The organism is Leclercia adecarboxylata, assembly GCF_006874705.1.
In the GTDB taxonomy this organism is placed as follows: domain Bacteria; phylum Pseudomonadota; class Gammaproteobacteria; order Enterobacterales; family Enterobacteriaceae; genus Enterobacter; species Enterobacter adecarboxylatus_C.
The window spans coordinates 4,200,229-4,216,299 of record NZ_CP035382.1; the positions used below are offsets into that span (position 1 = coordinate 4,200,229).

The 16,071-nt window shown below is 60.1% G+C and carries 13 protein-coding genes; 5 read left to right on the forward strand and 8 right to left on the reverse strand.

What is annotated here, in order from left to right; translation table 11 throughout:
• Window positions 1-60: 60 nt before the first annotated feature.
• Window positions 61-1,659: an ABC transporter substrate-binding protein gene (locus tag ES815_RS21000; RefSeq protein ID WP_142489558.1), complete on the reverse strand. Its 1,599-nt coding sequence runs from the start codon at window positions 1,657-1,659 to the stop codon at window positions 61-63.
• A gap of 281 nt (window positions 1,660-1,940) precedes the next feature.
• Between ES815_RS21000 and ES815_RS21005 the strand changes: the two genes are divergently transcribed.
• The 3 genes from ES815_RS21005 to ES815_RS21015 are packed head-to-tail and all read left to right on the forward strand — an operon-like array spanning window position 1,941 to window position 8,426.
• Window positions 1,941-3,281 (forward strand): SrfA family protein, encoded by a 1,341-nt coding sequence (locus ES815_RS21005; protein WP_142489559.1) that lies wholly within the window; start codon window positions 1,941-1,943, stop codon window positions 3,279-3,281.
• A gap of 4 nt (window positions 3,282-3,285) precedes the next feature.
• Window positions 3,286-6,267 carry a virulence factor SrfB gene (locus ES815_RS21010; RefSeq protein WP_142490100.1) on the forward strand — a complete coding sequence of 994 codons (2,982 nt, stop codon included), beginning with the start codon at window positions 3,286-3,288 and terminating at the stop codon, window positions 6,265-6,267.
• The gene (locus tag ES815_RS21015) at window positions 6,264-8,426 is read left to right on the forward strand and encodes a virulence factor SrfC family protein (RefSeq protein ID WP_142489560.1); all 2,163 of its coding nucleotides are present in this window, start codon (window positions 6,264-6,266) and stop codon (window positions 8,424-8,426) included. The genes ES815_RS21010 and ES815_RS21015 overlap by 4 nt, the downstream gene beginning before the upstream one ends.
• A gap of 103 nt (window positions 8,427-8,529) precedes the next feature.
• Here ES815_RS21015 and ES815_RS21020 read toward each other — a convergent pair whose 3' ends face one another.
• Together ES815_RS21020 and ES815_RS21025 are read right to left on the reverse strand one after the other, a co-directional pair.
• Complete coding sequence (locus ES815_RS21020) at window positions 8,530-9,300, reverse strand: alpha/beta fold hydrolase (protein WP_142489561.1); 771 nt, start codon at window positions 9,298-9,300, stop codon at window positions 8,530-8,532.
• Window positions 9,301-9,512: 212 nt separating this feature from the next.
• The gene (locus ES815_RS21025) at window positions 9,513-9,686 is read right to left on the reverse strand and encodes a GhoT/OrtT family toxin (protein ID WP_072036615.1); all 174 of its coding nucleotides are present in this window, start codon (window positions 9,684-9,686) and stop codon (window positions 9,513-9,515) included.
• A 423-nt stretch (window positions 9,687-10,109) separates the two neighbouring features.
• Here ES815_RS21025 and ES815_RS21030 point away from each other — a divergent pair, with 423 nt between their 5' ends.
• Both ES815_RS21030 and ES815_RS21035 read left to right on the forward strand, forming a co-directional pair.
• Window positions 10,110-10,451 (forward strand): DUF1971 domain-containing protein, encoded by a 342-nt coding sequence (locus ES815_RS21030; protein ID WP_142489562.1) that lies wholly within the window; start codon window positions 10,110-10,112, stop codon window positions 10,449-10,451.
• Between the two features lie 4 nt (window positions 10,452-10,455).
• Window positions 10,456-10,638 (forward strand): DUF1869 domain-containing protein, encoded by a 183-nt coding sequence (locus ES815_RS21035; RefSeq protein WP_059307860.1) that lies wholly within the window; start codon window positions 10,456-10,458, stop codon window positions 10,636-10,638.
• 39 nt (window positions 10,639-10,677) lie between these two features.
• Here the strand turns inward: ES815_RS21035 and patD are convergent, their stop codons facing one another.
• From patD to ydcS, 5 genes are read right to left on the reverse strand one after another with little or no spacing between them, the layout of a single operon-like run.
• Window positions 10,678-12,102, reverse strand: coding sequence for an aminobutyraldehyde dehydrogenase (gene patD, locus ES815_RS21040; RefSeq protein ID WP_142489563.1), 1,425 nt, complete (start codon window positions 12,100-12,102; stop codon window positions 10,678-10,680).
• A 24-nt stretch (window positions 12,103-12,126) separates the two neighbouring features.
• Window positions 12,127-12,933, reverse strand: coding sequence for an ABC transporter permease (locus ES815_RS21045; protein ID WP_142489564.1), 807 nt, complete (start codon window positions 12,931-12,933; stop codon window positions 12,127-12,129).
• The gene (locus ES815_RS21050) at window positions 12,923-13,861 is read right to left on the reverse strand and encodes an ABC transporter permease (protein ID WP_409518840.1); all 939 of its coding nucleotides are present in this window, start codon (window positions 13,859-13,861) and stop codon (window positions 12,923-12,925) included. The genes ES815_RS21045 and ES815_RS21050 overlap by 11 nt, the downstream gene beginning before the upstream one ends.
• A 7-nt stretch (window positions 13,862-13,868) precedes the next feature.
• Window positions 13,869-14,882 (reverse strand): ABC transporter ATP-binding protein, encoded by a 1,014-nt coding sequence (locus tag ES815_RS21055; RefSeq protein ID WP_142489566.1) that lies wholly within the window; start codon window positions 14,880-14,882, stop codon window positions 13,869-13,871.
• A gap of 17 nt (window positions 14,883-14,899) precedes the next feature.
• A complete protein-coding gene (ydcS, locus tag ES815_RS21060) occupies window positions 14,900-16,045 on the reverse strand; it encodes a putative ABC transporter substrate-binding protein YdcS (RefSeq protein ID WP_142489567.1) in 1,146 nt (381 codons plus the stop codon).
• Window positions 16,046-16,071: the final 26 nt, after the last annotated feature.

A 16,071-nucleotide genomic window follows, 5' to 3' on the forward strand; every position in this document is an offset into this window, starting at 1 on the left:
TGCCGGGCCTACGGGTGCATGGGTAGGCCGGGTAAGGCAAAGCCGCCACCCGGCAATCCGTCAGTTAAGCTTCGCCTTCGAGAAATCGCTTCCCATCAGGCTCACGCTGTACCCGCTTAGGTTGCTGCGGGTGGCATAGAAGGTTTTGCCGTTCGCCAGCGCAATCCACGGGGCCTGCTGGTAGAAGATCTCCTGCGCCTGGCTGTAAAGCTTCGCGCGGGCAGCCGGATCGCTGGTCAGCTTCGCCTTCTGGACCAGGTCATCATAGCCCTTGTCGCACCAGCGTGCAGCATTGGAGCCGGTTTTAATGCTGTTACAGCCCAGCAGCACGTCAGCAAAGTTATCGGGGTCGCCGTTATCCGACATCCAGCCAAACAGCGCGCTGTCGTGTTCGCCTTTACGCATCCCGGAGAGATATTCGCCCCACTCGTAAGAGACGATTTTCGCCTTGATCCCCACCTTCGCCCAGTCGCTCTGGATCATCTCGGCAATGCGGCGTGAGTTCGGGTTATACGGACGCTGCACCGGCATCGACCACAGCGTCACTTCCGCCCCTTGCTCCAGCCCGGCCTGTTTCAGCAGCGCTTTCGCTTTTTCCGGATCGTAACCGTAGTCCTGCAGATCTTTGTTAAAGCCCATCATGTTCGGCGGGATCGGCGATTTTGCAACCGTACCGGAGCCCATAAATACGGCGTTGATAATGGCGTTCTTATCGGTGGCATAGTTCAGCGCCTGGCGCACCAGCACGTTATCAAACGGCTTTTTCTCGGTATTAAACGCCAGATAGCCGACGTTCAGCGCATCCACCGAGTGGAGGGTCAGATCTTTGTTTTTCTTGATCACGTCAAACTGCACCGGAGATGGTGCAGGAATGATCTGGCACTCGTTGGTCTGCAACTTCGCCAGGCGGGTTTCGACGTTCGGCGTAATGGAGAAGATCAGGTGTTTGGTCGGCACCGCGCCATCCCAGTAGTCAGGGTTAGCCAGATAGCGGATCTGCGAGTCGGTTTTATACTGCTGAAGCACGTACGGCCCGGTGCCAATCGGCCAGGTATCGACGTTTTCCGGGGTGCCTTTTTTCAGCATCGCGTCGGCATATTCCGCGGAGAGGATCGAGGCGAAGTCCATTCCCCAGTCGGCGAGGAACGCGGCATTCGGTTCGCTCAGCACAAACTGGACGTGGGTATCATCCACCTTCTTCACCTCCTGGATCAGTTTATCCAGGCCGACGTCATTGAAGTATTCATAGTTGCCCTGCGACACCTTGTGATACGGATGATTAGGGTCTTTCTGACGTAGCACCGAGAAAATAACGTCGTCGGCATTAAAGTCGCGGGTCGGTTTAAAGAATTTATTACTGTTGAACTTCACTCCTTTGCGCAGGGTAAAGGTATAGGTTTTACCGTCCGGGGAGATGGTCCAGGATTCAGCCAGCGACGGAACCGGGGTGTTTTTCACCGGATCGAAGTTAATCAGGCGGTTGTACAGCACCTGCGAACTGGCGACAAAGGTCGGGCCGGAGCTGGCGATTTGCGGGTTAAACGACTCAGGCGAGGCCTCTGAGCAGTAGATAATGGTGTCGTTATTCGCCGCCGAGGCGGCACCTGCCGGTAACAGCGCGCTTAATGCCAGCGCGAGGAGAGTTTTCCCTGTAGACATGTTTATTACCTGTTTGGTTTTATTATATAGAATGGTAATAACAGCACAGCCCCTCTCCCCTGGCAAATAACGAAACACTATCAGGTTATTCTAAAGCAGTTATTTCCGCTGATTTTCCCACCACCTGCGGGAGAGTGATTTGTCTTAAGGTACATTCAACGTCAAGCACTTTCCGCTGCCTCAATGCTGTAAGAAATCACCCCTTTTGCCGTCTCTTCTGCCGTTTGCTTGCCCGCAGATTTCGTAAAGTAGACGCGTGAAAAAGTCTATGGGACCAAATCGTGGCAAAAACCCTTTTACGCAGCGGCAATCTGGATGATTTTCAGGCCGTTGGCGGCGGCGGACAGGCCGTTTTTGAATCAGCATTGCAAATCCGTGAGGCCCTGCGCCTGCGCAAACAGCAGTCGATCGTTGATTGCCTTGCGATCCCCCAGGTCAACGACGAAGGCGACCGGGTAGACTGGTACTCGCCTACGGAAGGCGCCGTGACCAGCTGGAAAGCCGCCGACGAAGATGCACGTTTCCGGGCGTTGCGCCTGCTGGAAAGCACCCTGTCCAGCGTGGAATCCCTGAGCAAGAAATCGCTCCAGTCGCCAAAAACCGCCCAGCAGCTGTTTGGTTCCCTGCTGTCTAAAGCGTTTCAGTTCCCGGGGGAAAACTTCCTGTTCCTGGTGGACGGCAAGCCGGTGATCACCTTCTGGGGCTTTGTGAATCTTAATGAAAACGCGCGTGAGGATATTCTCGACTGCCTGCGCGCCTCTCTGCTGCCGGTCCCAATGCCTGCCCCGGTTATTGAGCCGGAACCCGAGCCCGAGCCGGCCCCGGCCATCGTCTTTGAGAAAGCCGATGAACCGCTGGTTGCCGCCCCGGCGACGGTGCATATCACCGCCGACGATCTCTACGAGGCGCATCCTGCCCCGGTCATGACCGCCAGCGAGCCTGAGCCAGAACCCGCCCCGGCGATCGTCGCGGCGAAAAAACGCCGCGTTGCGCTTTGGGCGCTGCCTGTCGCCGCGGTGGTTGTTGCCGCCGTGGCCGCCCCATTGCTGTGGCCGAAGCAGGCCCCCACCGCTGAGCCGGTGAAAGCCGTAGCCGTCGCCCCGGTGGCGATCGCGCCAAAACCCGTTGCCGCCGTTGAGCCTCTGCCGCTGAATTTACCGCTGCACCAGGCCGAAGTGGCCGCCGTGAAAGCTGCTGAGCCGGTCGAGGCTGAACCTGTGGTGATTACCGCGATCCCGAAAGATGCGATGGTGATGGAAGCCGGTCAGGTGAAATCCGGCTCGACCCGTTTTCTTAACGGCAGCTGGCGGGCGATGCTGGAGGTGACCGATCCCATCACCGGTAAGCCGCCGTACGTGCGCTATCAGATCCAGAACAATAAAGGTACGGCCCGCGTCGTTCACGGTAAGAACGTGGTCTGCCGCGCAACGGTCTTCTCCGGGCTGCACAGCAACGGTGAGCTGATGATTAAAACCCGCGGCAACGCCCGCTGCGCCGACGGCTCGCGCTACCCGATGCCGGAAATTACCTGTAAAGCCGGTACCAACGACGTGGCAGAATGCAGCGCGCGCTACGACGCGAAAACCGTGGTTCCATTGACATTCAGGAAGGCAGGTGCGTGATCCTATGCTGGTAAACCTTTGCGACTACAAACAGAGCGTCACGCTGATTGCGAACAGCGGCGTTCAGTTTCTTGATTTTGGCCTGACGCCGCAGGACTCCGCCCAGAGCGGACGTTTCGTGCGTAAAACCGCGAATGGCCCCCTGCTGCGCCTGGATTTCGATCTGGTTAATGGCCGCTATACCCTGCCTGCCACGGGCGGTGGACAGCCGGAAGTGGTCAAACCCGAAAGCACCATTCTGCTCCAGCAGTCGCTGGCGGTGCTGGACGGCGTCTGGCTGCCGGTGCCGTTTTTACGCTTTAACCCGCCGCGTACCTTTGTTGAAGGCCCGGATAACTGGGCGCGGGTGCAGGTGCGCAAGCTGGAGACGCCCGATAATGCCGGGAACAGCCATCGCGTAACCCTGGCGCTGGACAGCCAGATTGCCGCCCACGCCACCAGCCCCCTGTCGCCGGTGGAGAACGATATTCTTAACGGCACCCGCTTCGCGCTGGCCTGGCGCGATGACGAAGTGGCGAACTTCCTCGACCAGACCTGGATTGACGGCTGGCTGCGCGAGGCCTTCACCCAGTACGCCACGGGCGTGGAGAATCGCGCCGAACGCGATCTCCAGCTGGCGATGCGTAACTTTGAGTACCAGGCGCACTGGCTGAACATTATGGCGATGCTGGGCGAGCAGCTGACGGTGCCGGAGGTAAAATTCGTCACTCATACTCTCAGCACCCCGGCGATCCCGGTGGACCTGATCCTGGATGTGGGCAATACCCACACCTGCGGCGTGATCATTGAAGACCACGGCGACGCCAACGACGGTCTGCGTCAGACCGCCGAGTTGCAGGTGCGATCCCTGAGCGAACCGCAGTACCTCAACGAGCCGCTGTTTACCAGCCGTCTGGAGTTTTCCGAAGCCCGCTTCGGCAAGCAGCACTTCTCGGTGGAGAGCGGCCGCGAAGATGCTTTCGTCTGGCCATCCATCGTGCGCGTCGGCGACGAAGCGCGGAAGCTGGCAACCCAGCGACTGGGCACCGAAGGCAACAGCGGTATCTCCAGCCCGCGCCGCTACCTGTGGGATGAAACCCCGGTGGTGCAGGACTGGCGTTTCAGCCAGATGAACAGCAAAACCCAGCGCGAGCCGCTGGCGACCGCCTTCCCGCTGATGAACCTGATGAACGATGACGGTCAGCCGCTCTTCACCCTGCCGCAGGACGAGCGTCTGCCGGTCTTCTCGCCGCAGTACAGCCGCAGCACCCTGATGACCCATATGCTGTGCGAGCTGCTGGCGCAGGCGCTGGGGCAGATTAACAGCGTTGCCACCCGTCTGCGTCTGGGCTTCCCGGCCTCGCCGCGTCAGCTGCGCACCCTGATCCTGACCCTGCCCTCGGCGATGCCGAAGCAGGAGCGCGAGATCTTCCGCCGCCGCATGTTCGAAGCTATCGCCATCGTCTGGAAAGCGATGGGCTGGCACCCGCAGGATGACGACTTCTCCAGCCGCAAACAGCAGGAGAAAAGCGTGGTGCCGGTGCCGGAGATCCAGATGGAGTGGGACGAAGCCAGCTGCGGCCAGCTGGTGTGGCTCTATAACGAAGCCATCTCCCATTATAACGGCCAGACCGAAGCCTTCTTTGCGGCCGTGGCACGTCCGGATCGCGAGCCGGAGCCGGGCTGTCAGCCGGGTCGCGCCCTGCGTGTGGCCTCGATTGATATCGGCGGCGGCACCACCGATATGGCGATCACCCATTACCAGCTCGACGATGGCTCCGGCAGCAACGTCAAAATCACGCCGCAGCTGCTGTTCCGCGAAGGCTTTAAGGTGGCGGGCGATGACACCCTGCTGGATGTGATTCAGCGTTACGTCCTGCCTGCCCTGCAGACGCAATTGCAGAAGTCCGGCATTGCCGATGCCTCGCTGCTGATGGCCTCTCTGTTTGGCGACTCCGGGCGCATCGACACCCAGGCGGTGCTGCGCCAGCAGACGGCGTTACAGCTGTTTATGCCGATTGGTCATGCGATCCTCGCCGCCTGGGAAGCCAGCGATATCGACGATCCGCTCGACGGGCTGCACGCCACCTTTGGCGATCTGCTGACCCGCAAACCAACGCGCAACGTAATGAACTATCTGCAGCAGGCCATCGAACACGCCCTGCCAGCGGGATCGGAACCGTTCGACCTGTTTGCCGTGCCGCTGCACGTCAACTTCCGCGAAATGCAGGATGCGATGCTGGCCGGGCACTTTACCCTGGCCGCGCCGCTGCACGCCGTGGCGGAGGCGATCTCCCACTACGCCTGCGATATTCTGCTGATCACCGGACGTCCAGGCTGCCTGCCGGGCGTCCAGGCGCTGATCCGCCATCTGCAACCGGTCCCGGTCAGCCGGATGGTGTGGCTGGATAAGTACCGGGTGCATGAGTGGTATCCGTTCAGCCAGCAGGGACGCATCGGCAACCCGAAATCCACCGCGGCGGTCGGGGCGATGCTCTGTAGCCTAGCGCTGGATCTGCGCCTTCCGCGCTTCAACTTTAAGGCGGCGGATATCGGGGCGTACTCCACCGTGCGCTACCTGGGCGTGCTGGATAACACCGTCAACACCCTGCGTGAAGAGAACGTCTGGTATCAGGATATCGACCTCGACAAGCCGGGGGCGAAGCTGGATACCCGTCTGCACTTCCCGCTGCGCGGCAACGTGACTCTCGGCTTCCGTCAGCTGGCGAACGCCCGCTGGCCTGCCACCCCGCTCTACACGCTGAGCATTAACTCGGCGGAACTGGCGAAATCTATCGCCGGGGACGGGGTGCTGAACGTGCGCCTGAAGCTTTGCGGCGGCAATAAGCATGATGGCCCGGAAGCCTTTGAACTGAGCGATGCCTGGCTGCAGGACGGTACGCCGGTGCCGCCCGATGCCCTGACCTTTAAACTGAATACCCTGGCGGATCGCAGACACAGCGGCAGCCACTACTGGATCGACAGCGGGAGCGTATACCTGAAATGACAGCCACGACGACCACAACTCAGGCGTTAATCGGGTGGATCAACACAACGCGCCAGCACGCCCCGATCCTCGATAACGACGCCGACGCCCTGCTGGCAAGACTGGCGGTGGCCGACGCGCGGGAACACGCCATTGCGCGGGCGCTGACCTCGGGGAGCACCATTGGTTTATATGGTCACTCACAGGCGGCGAAAGCCCACCTGCTCGCTACCCTGTGCGGCAGTGACAATCAGCGAATGAACGTGATTGTCGGCCAGCGGACCTTTGACTACTTTTCGCATATCAACCCCGGGCATGCCCTGACCAACATGGCGCTGCGCTTCAGTCCGAACGCGGCAGAGGTCGCTGACGACGCCTTTCCACTGCGCCTGAGCCTGCTCACCGAGGCGGAGCTGGTGCAGGTGTTCCTTGCCCGCGCCACGCTGCCTGCGGTGGACAAAACCGTGATTGAAGCGCGACTGGAGAAGTGGCGCGCCCTGCGTCAGCCCCAGAGCGTACCGGGGATCACCCCCGCCGACGTGGGTACCATCGCCCACTACTGGCGCGATACGGTGCCCGCCGCAGCCCAGCAGATGGACGATGCCCTGTGGCACCAGTTTGCCCTGCTGCTGCCGTCGCTGGATCTGAGCACCCGCGCCAGCGTCTGGTCGCTGCTGTGGGGCGAGCAGCAGGAACTGACGCAGCAGTGGCTGAAGCTGGCGCATATCCTGCACCAGACCAGCCATGCCCGGGAGCTGGCCGCACCGCTGAGCCTGCTGGTTGATAATTTTGGCCTGCCGACGGAAGGTTTTCTCACCCGGGGCGATATTGCCCTGCCGGACGTGCAGCAGGCGGTGCTGCATCCGCTGCATAACGGCGAGCTGCTCAATGCCATCAGCATTCCGCTGGACGTGCTGGCCCTGCTTACCCGCGAGCTGATCCTGCCGGTCGAAAACAGCGCCCTGGCCGGGGTGGATGTCATTGATATTCCGGCCCCGTCGGCCCAGCCCGATCTCCCGCTGGCCCAGGCCAAACAGCAGTGGCTGCTGGAGCATTATCGCCAGCATTTGCAGCCGGACGTGCTGGTGATCTGCAACGCCACCGCCCATCACGGCCAGACGGCGAAGACCGCTAAAACGCTGCTCAACTGGGTAAAAGAGACCCAGCCGGGCGACGACGCCGCCCTGCCGGGGCTGGTGTGGGCGATCACCCCGCAGGATGCACGCTTTACCCGCCGCACAAATCTCGACGAAGCGGTGCAACAGCTGCTTGGCAAACCCGGCCAGTACTGGGGCACCCTGCAGGCGCTCGACAGCAGCAGCATGCAGCGGGTGCTCGAGTGGCTGTCGCAGGCAACCCTGCCATCCCAGCGCCAGACGCGTCTGCTGGCCTTACGCCAGCGGCATCAGCGTGACCTGCACCAGCTGATGCAGGGGTATCTGGCGCCATTAACTCAGGATCCGACTGCCCAGCGCCGCGCCGCGGAAGCGGTGGTGCGCGCCCTGCAGGGAAGCGCCGCCCGTCACGGAGAGCTGCTGGAAGGGTTACTCCCGCCGCTGCGCGCGTTCGAAACGCTGCTCGCGGTGCAGCAGCCGCGCGAGGAGCAGGTTAACGGTCTCTTTACCGACGCCATCGACCTGTTTGCCGACAGCGCCCAGGATACCGATGAGATATGGCAGCCGACGGACAGAGCCCGCCTCGCCCATCAGGTCTGGGTGAATCACCTGCGCCAGTGGAGCCGCGACGACGCCGTCGCCACCCGCCTGGGTCTCGACACCGCGGTGCTGCAACAGATTAGCGATGTGCTGGTGATCGCCAGCTACCGCCTGAATCTGCTCGCCCAGCTGAAAAAGATTGTCGATACCGATAAAAGCAGCGCCGCGCAGCTGCACGCCGCGCTGGGGAACTTTGTGGGCTGGGTCGGCTATGCGCAGACGCCAGCTTCTGAGCGCCCTGCCAGCCGTGTCCGCAAGGGCCAGCCGGTATTTGTCACGCCAACGGTCAACAGCAGCGCCCCCCGCTTAACCCGCCTCGGCGAGCAGCCAGTGCATGCCGCTACGGCCTATGTCTATGACTGGCTGGTGGCCTTGTATACCCAGGCGATTGATAATATCGGGTATCAGCATCCACACGATATGACGATGGAGGATCGGAAGGCGTTGCAGGGCTTGCTGGCCTGAGACTGATGCCTGATGGCGCTACGCTTATCAGGCCTACGGTCAGTGCAGCAGGTGAAATGGGTTTTGTAGGCCGGATAAGGTGCTTGCACCGCATCCGGCAACCTCACCGGCCCGCCTGACCGTGCTGGATACAATCAGCCAACGCCTTCGCCAGCGCCGACGGGTTTTCCCACGACATCGAATGCCCGGCATCGGGGATAATTTTTACCTCAATACCCTGCTGGCGCATCTCGTCCACGTCGGCATCGGGGAGCGAAAGCTCACCAAAAATCAGCCAGACCGGGCAAGGTAATTGTTGAAAACGCACGTTCCAGCTGGGCTGTACGCCTTTAACCAGACTCGCGGCACCGCGCCACACCGCCCAGGGAGCATTACTTTGCAGGCATCCTTTCCAGGGCGAGGTTTCAGCTTCAAGCAGGGCCTGATAACCGGTACGGATAAAATCGTTCTCCGTCCGGGCGGCGATATCCCGGCTAAAGGCGCCACCTCCGGCATGGAAATTGGGTTCAGAAACGATCAGACCCAGCAGACGGCTATCGGCCAGTTCTGCCGTTTCGATTGCAATGCTGCCCCCCATGCTGTGCCCGTACAGCCAGAATGACGTTATGGCTAAATGGTTAAGCAGTTCAATGACCACCCGGGCCTGCGCTGAGGTTTGATAGCTGTAGGCTTCAGGTTTATCGCTGTAACCGCTGCCAGGCAGATCGATAAGGATGGCCCGACGGGAACCGAACTCAGGGTCGCAGACTATACGGGGATATTCATAAGAAGAGGCGCAGCCGAGACCGTGGATAAAAACCAGTGGCTCGCCGTGGCCGGGAAGTTCTTGCCAGCGCACCGTGCAATGGGCCTGCTGCGAATAAAAGCTGTTCATAAGCACTCCTTTTCAGATGACTGTGTTTTTATACAGGCAACCGAAGAGGAATGCTATTGCTGGAATTTAAATCTGGAAGGCGTCTTCAGAAACAGATGCCTTATGGCGCTACGCTTATCAGGCCTACGGTCAGTGCAGCAGGTGAAATGGGTTTTGTAGGCCGGATAAGGTGCTTGCACCGCATCCGGCAATACGCCGCGCAGGGATCGCTGTCAGAAGAGAGAAATCAGCAGCGCGACCGGAAAACTCATCGGCCAGGTGGAGCCCACCAGAAAGGCGCTCAGAAAACGGATGCGTTTGCGATCTTTAGAGAGAAACCAGGTGATAAGCGCACTGATCGTCGCCATGACGGCGTAAAACATTAACATTTTCTGGTACAACGTCATCTCATTCACCCAATCTACTGTTCAATAACCGCGCGCAATATGCGGCAAATGTTGAGGCAGATCAAGTTTTTTGTTACATATTAACCACATAGATATTATGGTTAATAACAACTGAGTAGTTTTCGCTACATCCTCCGGGCATGCCTGCCTGGCACCCAAACACAATGAGGGCCGCATGATGCGGCCCTGGTTTCCGGGACTACTTCTTCACCGGCTGAGGCTTTTTATTACCCGAGTCGGGCACCTTACGGGATTTGTCTTTATCGACTTGTAGCATAAGACGCTCCTTTGCGGCCTTCGGAATGAGTAAGTATAGCCCACCTGAGGAGTACCACTTTAAAGACGCATTTTAAATGCACTTTTTGGCAAATTCACGTTAGCGTTTCGTGCTGTAATATCCTCAGTTTTTACAGGGAGGACGTTATGCTGCGTATTCCGCAAAGTTGTATTCACACCCGTTCCACTCCGTTCTGGAACAAAGACACTGCCCCGCCGGGGATTTTCAAACGCCATCTTGATACCGGCACCCAGCCCGGCGTCTATCCACGCCTCAGCGTCATGCAGGGGGCGGTACGTTATCTCGGCTATGCCGACGAAACCTCCCCCGAGCCCGACAGTACTCTGATTATTGAGGCCGGGCATTTTGGCGTATTTCCACCTGAACGCTGGCACCACATCGAAGTGATGACCGACGATACTTATTTCAATATCGACTTTTTCGTTGAACCTGATGTGTTGAGAAAGCCGAAAATAGAGAAGGAGTAACATCATGGGCAAAGCAACCTATACCGTCACCGTCACCAACAACAGCAACGGCGTGTCGGTAGATTACGAGACGGACGCCCCGATGGAGCTGATGATCCCGGACGTCGCCGCTCAGGTGGTGAAAGACCTCGTGAATACCGTGCGGGCTTACGACACGGAGAATGAGCACGAGGTGTGCGGCTGGTAACCGAAGGCAGCGACGCTTCGTCGCTGCCTGCTTTCCGCATTAATGCTTAATCATCACATGCCTGACCACGGTGTAATCTTCCAGGCCATAGACCGACATATCCTTGCCGTAGCCTGACATTTTCATCCCGCCGTGCGGCATTTCACTCACCAGCATAAAGTGGGTGTTCACCCAGGTGCAGCCATACTGAAGATGGGCGCTGAGGCGATGCGCGCGGCCCACGTCCTGGGTCCAGACCGACGAGGCCAGTCCATACTGGGATTCGTTAGCCCAGCCCAGCACCTGATCTTCGTCGTCAAATTCGGTGACGCTGACTACCGGGCCAAACACCTCCCGCTGGACGATGGCGTCCTCCTGCTTCGCGCCTGCCAGCAGGGTCGGCTGGAACCAGTAGCCTTTGCCGTCGTGCTTGCTGCCGCCGGTAATGACCTGCACATGCTCCAGGGCTTTGGCCTGATCCACAGCCTGACACACCCGGTCGAGGTGCGCCTGCGAGCTTAGCGGACCCAGTTCGGTGCTCTCGTCATTCGGATCGCCGATCTTCAGGCTGGCGACCGCGGCACCCAATTTTTCCACCAGCGCCGGATAGATGCCCTTTTGCGCGTAGATACGGCAGGCGGCGGTGCAGTCCTGCCCGGCATTGTAGAAACCGAAGGTGCGTACCCCTTCCACTACCGCATCGAGATCGGCGTCATCAAAAACGATCACTGGCGCCTTGCCCCCCAACTCCATATGGGTCCGCTTAATGGTCGAAGCGGTATGGCCGATGATGTGTTCCCCGGTGGCGATAGAGCCGGTGAGCGACACCATCCGCACCTTTTCATGCCCGGTCAGCGGATCGCCGACGGTTTTGCCCCGCCCGAACAGCACGTTGAGCACCCCTGCCGGGAAAATCGTCTGTGCCAGCTCCGCCAGCTTGAGGGCGGTGAGCGGCGTGATCTCCGAAGGTTTAAGCACCACGCAGTTCCCGGCGGCCAGGGCCGGGGCCAGCTTCCACGCCGCCATCATCAGCGGATAGTTCCAGGGCGCAATTGAGGCGACGACCCCCACCGGGTCGCGGCGGATCATAGAGGTGTGACCCTCCAGATACTCTCCCGCCGCCGAGCCGTGCAGGGTGCGCGCCGCCCCGGCAAAGAAGCGAAACACGTCGGCTATCGCCGGAATTTCATCCCCCAGCACGCAGTGCAGCGGTTTGCCGCAGTTTTGCGACTCCAGCCGGGCCAGGGCCTCAGCATTGGCTTCGATGGCGTCGGCCAGCCTGAGCAGGCACTCGGCGCGGCTTTTCGGCGTGGTGCGCCCCCAGCTGGCGAAGGCGCGGTCGGCGGCCTGTACGGCAGCATCGACCTGGGCGGCAGAGGCCTCCGCAATGTCCAGCAGCACCTCGCCGGTCGCAGGGTTATAGACCGGCTGCGTTTCCCCTTCGCCGTTGACCAGTTCACCATTAATCAGCAGTTGAGTTTGCATAGTATTGTCCTGTTGAAATCAACGTTATTTCCCGCTGCCGGCAACGCTCTCGCCGTCGCGGGTTAGCCACCAGGCTCCCAGAATGGGTATCGCGGTCACCAGCATCACCAGCAGGGCCACCACGTTGGTAATAGGAACATCGCGCGGGCGACCGAGCTGGTTTAACAGCCACAGCGGCAAGGTGCGCTCATGTCCGGCAGTAAAGGTCGTGACGATGATCTCATCGAACGACAGGGCGAACGCCAGCATTCCCCCCGCCAGCAGCGCCGACCCCAGATTGGGCAGCACCACGTAGCGGAAGGTTTGCCAGCCGTTGGCGCCGAGATCCATCGAAGCCTCAATCAGGCTCCAGGAGGTACGCCGGAAACGGGCAATCACATTATTGAACACCACCACCACGCAGAATGTGGCGTGACCGAGAATGATGGTAAAGAAGCCGGGTTCCAGATTGATGGTCTTAAACGCCGTCAGCAGCGCCAGACCGGTGATGATCCCCGGCAGGGCAATCGGCAGGATCAGCATTAGCGACACCGCGTTCTTACCAAAGAACTCACGCCGCCATAGCGCCGCGGCCGCCAGGGTGCCGAGCACCAGGGCAATCACCGTCGACAGAGCAGCGATTTTCAGTGACAACGTCACCGATTCAATAATGTCGCTGCGCCCCGCCGCCGCGCTAAACCACTTCAGCGTCAGCCCCTGCGGTGGGAAGCTGAACGCCGCATCCTCGGTATTAAAAGCATAGATGGCAATAATCATCAGCGGGAAGTGCAGGAAGATCACCCCGCTCCAGGTGGCAATTTTCAGAAACAGCGGCGCGCGTTCAGAGTGCATCAAACGCTCCCAGGCGCTTCACGAACGCCAGATAAACGGTAATGAGAACAATGGGCACCAGCGTAAAGGCTGCCGCCATCGGCATATTGCCAATCGCCCCCTGCTGGGAGTAAACCATCTGCCCGATAAAGTACCCCGGCGGGCCCACCAGCTGCGGCACGATAAAGTCGCCCAGCGTCAGGGAGAAGGTGAAGATCGACCCGGCGGCGATACCCGGAATGGCCAGCGGCAGTACTACGTAGCGGAAGGTCTGACGCGGGCGGGCCCCCAGGTCAGCAGAGGCCTGCAACAGTGACGGCGGCAGACGCTCAAGCGCCGCCTGCACCGGCAGGATCATAAACGGCAGCCAGATATAGACGAACACCAGAAAACGCCCCAGCCCGGAGGTGGAGAGCGTACTGCCCCCAATACCCGGCACCGTTAACAGCGAGGTCAGCACCGGCTCCAGCCCCATATGGCTGAGAAACCACTGCGCCACGCCGTCTTTCGCCAGCAGCAGCGTCCAGGCGTAGGCCTTGACGATATAGCTGGCCCACATCGGCAGCATCACCGCGATGTAGAAAAAGGCTTTCCACTTCCCGCGGGTGTAGTGCGCCATATACCAGGCCATCGGGAAGGCGAGGATCGCGCTGCCGACAGTGACGGCAATTGCCATCGTCAGGGTGCGCAGGATGATGTCGTAGTTGGCAGGGTTAAACAGCGCGCGGATGTTGGCAAAGGTCAGGTCCGGCGTCACCGACATGGTGAAGTCATCGAAGGTGTAGAACCCCTGCCACAGCAGGGTAAACAGCGACCCCAGATAAACAATGCCAAACCACATTAGCGGGCCGAGAAGGAGTAAGAACAGCCCCAGCGCCGGTCTGCGCCAGAACAGCGCCGACAGACGGCTGGCCAGGCCGTGCGGCGCCGGGGTGGGTGCCACGCTCATGTCCATATCACCTCTCCTCATGCAGCGGCACCATGGCGTCGCGCGCCCATGAGGCGGTCACCGTCTGCCCGGGTTCCACGCCTGCGGCCAGCGCGGCACCGGTCAGGTTCGCCTGGTTCACCAGCAGCTTTTCCCCCCCGGCAAGACGGAGCTCAAAGCGGGTGGACGCCCCCTGGAACTGCACGGCCTGCACCCGGCCCTGGACCTGAATTTCTCCCTCCCCATCGAGGCGAATATGTTCCGGGCGCAGGGAGTAACTCCCCGTCAGGCCGCAGACGCGCTGCGCCAGGGCGTCCGTGAAAACGTTCGAGGTGCCGACGAAGCTGGCAACGAACGGCGTGCGCGGGCGCAGGTAGAGCTCGCGCGGGGTATCTACCTGTTCGATACGGCCATTGTTGAACACCGCCACCCGGTCCGACATCGACAGCGCTTCGCCCTGATCGTGGGTGACGAAAATAAAGGTGATGCCCAGCTCCTGCTGCAATTTTTTCAGCTCAAACTGCATCTGCTCGCGCAGTTTCAGATCCAGTGCGCCGAGGGGCTCATCCAGCAGCAGCACCCGGGGCTGATTAACCAGCGCCCGGGCAATCGCCACCCGCTGACGCTGTCCGCCGGAGAGCTGGGAGGGTTTGCGGGTTTCCGCGAAGCTGAGGCCGACCTTATCCAGGGCCTCTCGCGCCTGGGCCTGACGGGTGGATTTGTTAATTCCTTTTACCATCAGCCCATAGGCCACGTTCTCGAGGATCGACATGTGGGGAAACAGGGCGTAGTCCTGAAAGACGGTATTAACGTCACGCTCCCAGGGCGGCAGCTCGCTGGCGTCTTTGCCAAAGATCGAGATGGAGCCCCCGCTCAGCTGTTCGAAACCGGCAATCAGGCGCAGGCAGGTGGTTTTGCCGGAGCCCGAAGGCCCCAGCATCGAGAAAAACTCGCCGTCACGAATCCGGATCGTTACCCCGTCCACCGCACGCACGTCGCCATACAGGCGTGAAACATCGTTAAACTCTACTGCGTACGTCATAATCCGCTCCCTGGCGCTTAACGACCACCCATGATGGCGATGTAGTCCTGCACCCAGCGGCTGTAAGGTACAAATTTTCCGCCGTTGGCGATGGGCGTTTTCCAGAACATGATTTTGTCGAAATAGTTGTAGCCGTTGGTTTCACAGCCTTTGTCGCCCAGCAGGGTGCTGGCTTTACAACCTTCCGCCACCACCGGCAGTGAACCGAACCATGCTGCGAGATCGCCCTGCACTTTTGGCGTCAACGACCAGTTCATCCATTTGTAGGCGCACATCGGATGTTTGGCGTCGGCGTGCAGCATGGTGGTGTCCGCCCAGCCCGTCACTCCCTCTTTCGGGAAGACGGTGCCAATCGGCTGATTCTCGCCTTTGAGGGCGTTAGCCTGATACGGCCAGGCGCTGGAGGCAACCACCCCTTCGTTTTTGAAATCACTCATCTGCACGGTAGTGTCGTGCCAGTAGCGGTGGATCAGCGCGTGCTGATCTTTAAGCACTTTCAGGACTGCCGCGTACTGCGCTTCGGTCAGCTGATAGGGGTCGGTGATCCCCAGATCCGGCTGGGTGGCTTTGACGTACAGCGCCGCATCGGCAACATAGATCGGGCCATCGTAGGCCTGAACCCGCCCTTTGTTGGTTTTGCCGTCCGGGAGGTTTTGTTCTTTAAACACCACGCCCCAGCTGTCGGGCGGGGTCGGGAAGGTTTTGGTGTTGTACATCAGCAGGTTTGGCCCCCACTGATAGGGCGTGCCGTAGGCCTTACCGTCGACGTTAAACCACTCCCCTTTGACGATGCGCGGGTCGAGGGTTTTCCAGTTGGGGATCAGATCGGGATTAATGGGCTGAACGCGTTTGCCCATGATCAGACGCAGGGAGGCGTCGCCGGAGGCGGTCACCAGATCGTAACCGCCCTTCGCCATCAGGCTGACCATCTCGTCGGAGGTGGCGGCGGTTTTGACGTTCACTTTACAGCCGGTCTCTTTTTCAAAGGCGGTGACCCAGTCGTAGGCTTTATCGGTCTCGCCGCGTTCGATGTAGCCCGGCCAGGCAATGATATCCAGCCGACCTTCGCCCTGACCGATCTCTTTTGGCGGCTCCGCTGCCTGCGCAGTCAAAACAGTCATGCCGAGCGCGCACAGGCTGCTACGGGCAAATTTTTTGCTCATACGTCTTACTCCTGTCGTAATGAAAT

What these genes read in the sequence shown, in the direction of transcription:
- ES815_RS21000 (WP_142489558.1), bottom strand. Translation starts at nt 1,659, where the DNA reads ATGTCTACAGGGAAAACTCTCCTCGCGCTGGCATTAAGCGCGCTGTTA.
- ES815_RS21010 (WP_142490100.1), top strand. Translation starts at nt 3,286, where the DNA reads ATGCTGGTAAACCTTTGCGACTACAAACAGAGCGTCACGCTGATTGCG.
- ES815_RS21015 (WP_142489560.1), top strand. Translation starts at nt 6,264, where the DNA reads ATGACAGCCACGACGACCACAACTCAGGCGTTAATCGGGTGGATCAAC.
- ES815_RS21020 (WP_142489561.1), bottom strand. Translation starts at nt 9,300, where the DNA reads ATGAACAGCTTTTATTCGCAGCAGGCCCATTGCACGGTGCGCTGGCAA.
- ES815_RS21025 (WP_072036615.1), bottom strand. Translation starts at nt 9,686, where the DNA reads ATGACGTTGTACCAGAAAATGTTAATGTTTTACGCCGTCATGGCGACG.
- ES815_RS21030 (WP_142489562.1), top strand. Translation starts at nt 10,110, where the DNA reads ATGCTGCGTATTCCGCAAAGTTGTATTCACACCCGTTCCACTCCGTTC.
- ES815_RS21035 (WP_059307860.1), top strand. Translation starts at nt 10,456, where the DNA reads ATGGGCAAAGCAACCTATACCGTCACCGTCACCAACAACAGCAACGGC.
- patD (WP_142489563.1), bottom strand. Translation starts at nt 12,102, where the DNA reads ATGCAAACTCAACTGCTGATTAATGGTGAACTGGTCAACGGCGAAGGG.
- ES815_RS21045 (WP_142489564.1), bottom strand. Translation starts at nt 12,933, where the DNA reads ATGCACTCTGAACGCGCGCCGCTGTTTCTGAAAATTGCCACCTGGAGC.
- ES815_RS21050 (WP_409518840.1), bottom strand. Translation starts at nt 13,861, where the DNA reads ATGAGCGTGGCACCCACCCCGGCGCCGCACGGCCTGGCCAGCCGTCTG.
- ES815_RS21055 (WP_142489566.1), bottom strand. Translation starts at nt 14,882, where the DNA reads ATGACGTACGCAGTAGAGTTTAACGATGTTTCACGCCTGTATGGCGAC.
- ydcS (WP_142489567.1), bottom strand. Translation starts at nt 16,045, where the DNA reads ATGAGCAAAAAATTTGCCCGTAGCAGCCTGTGCGCGCTCGGCATGACT.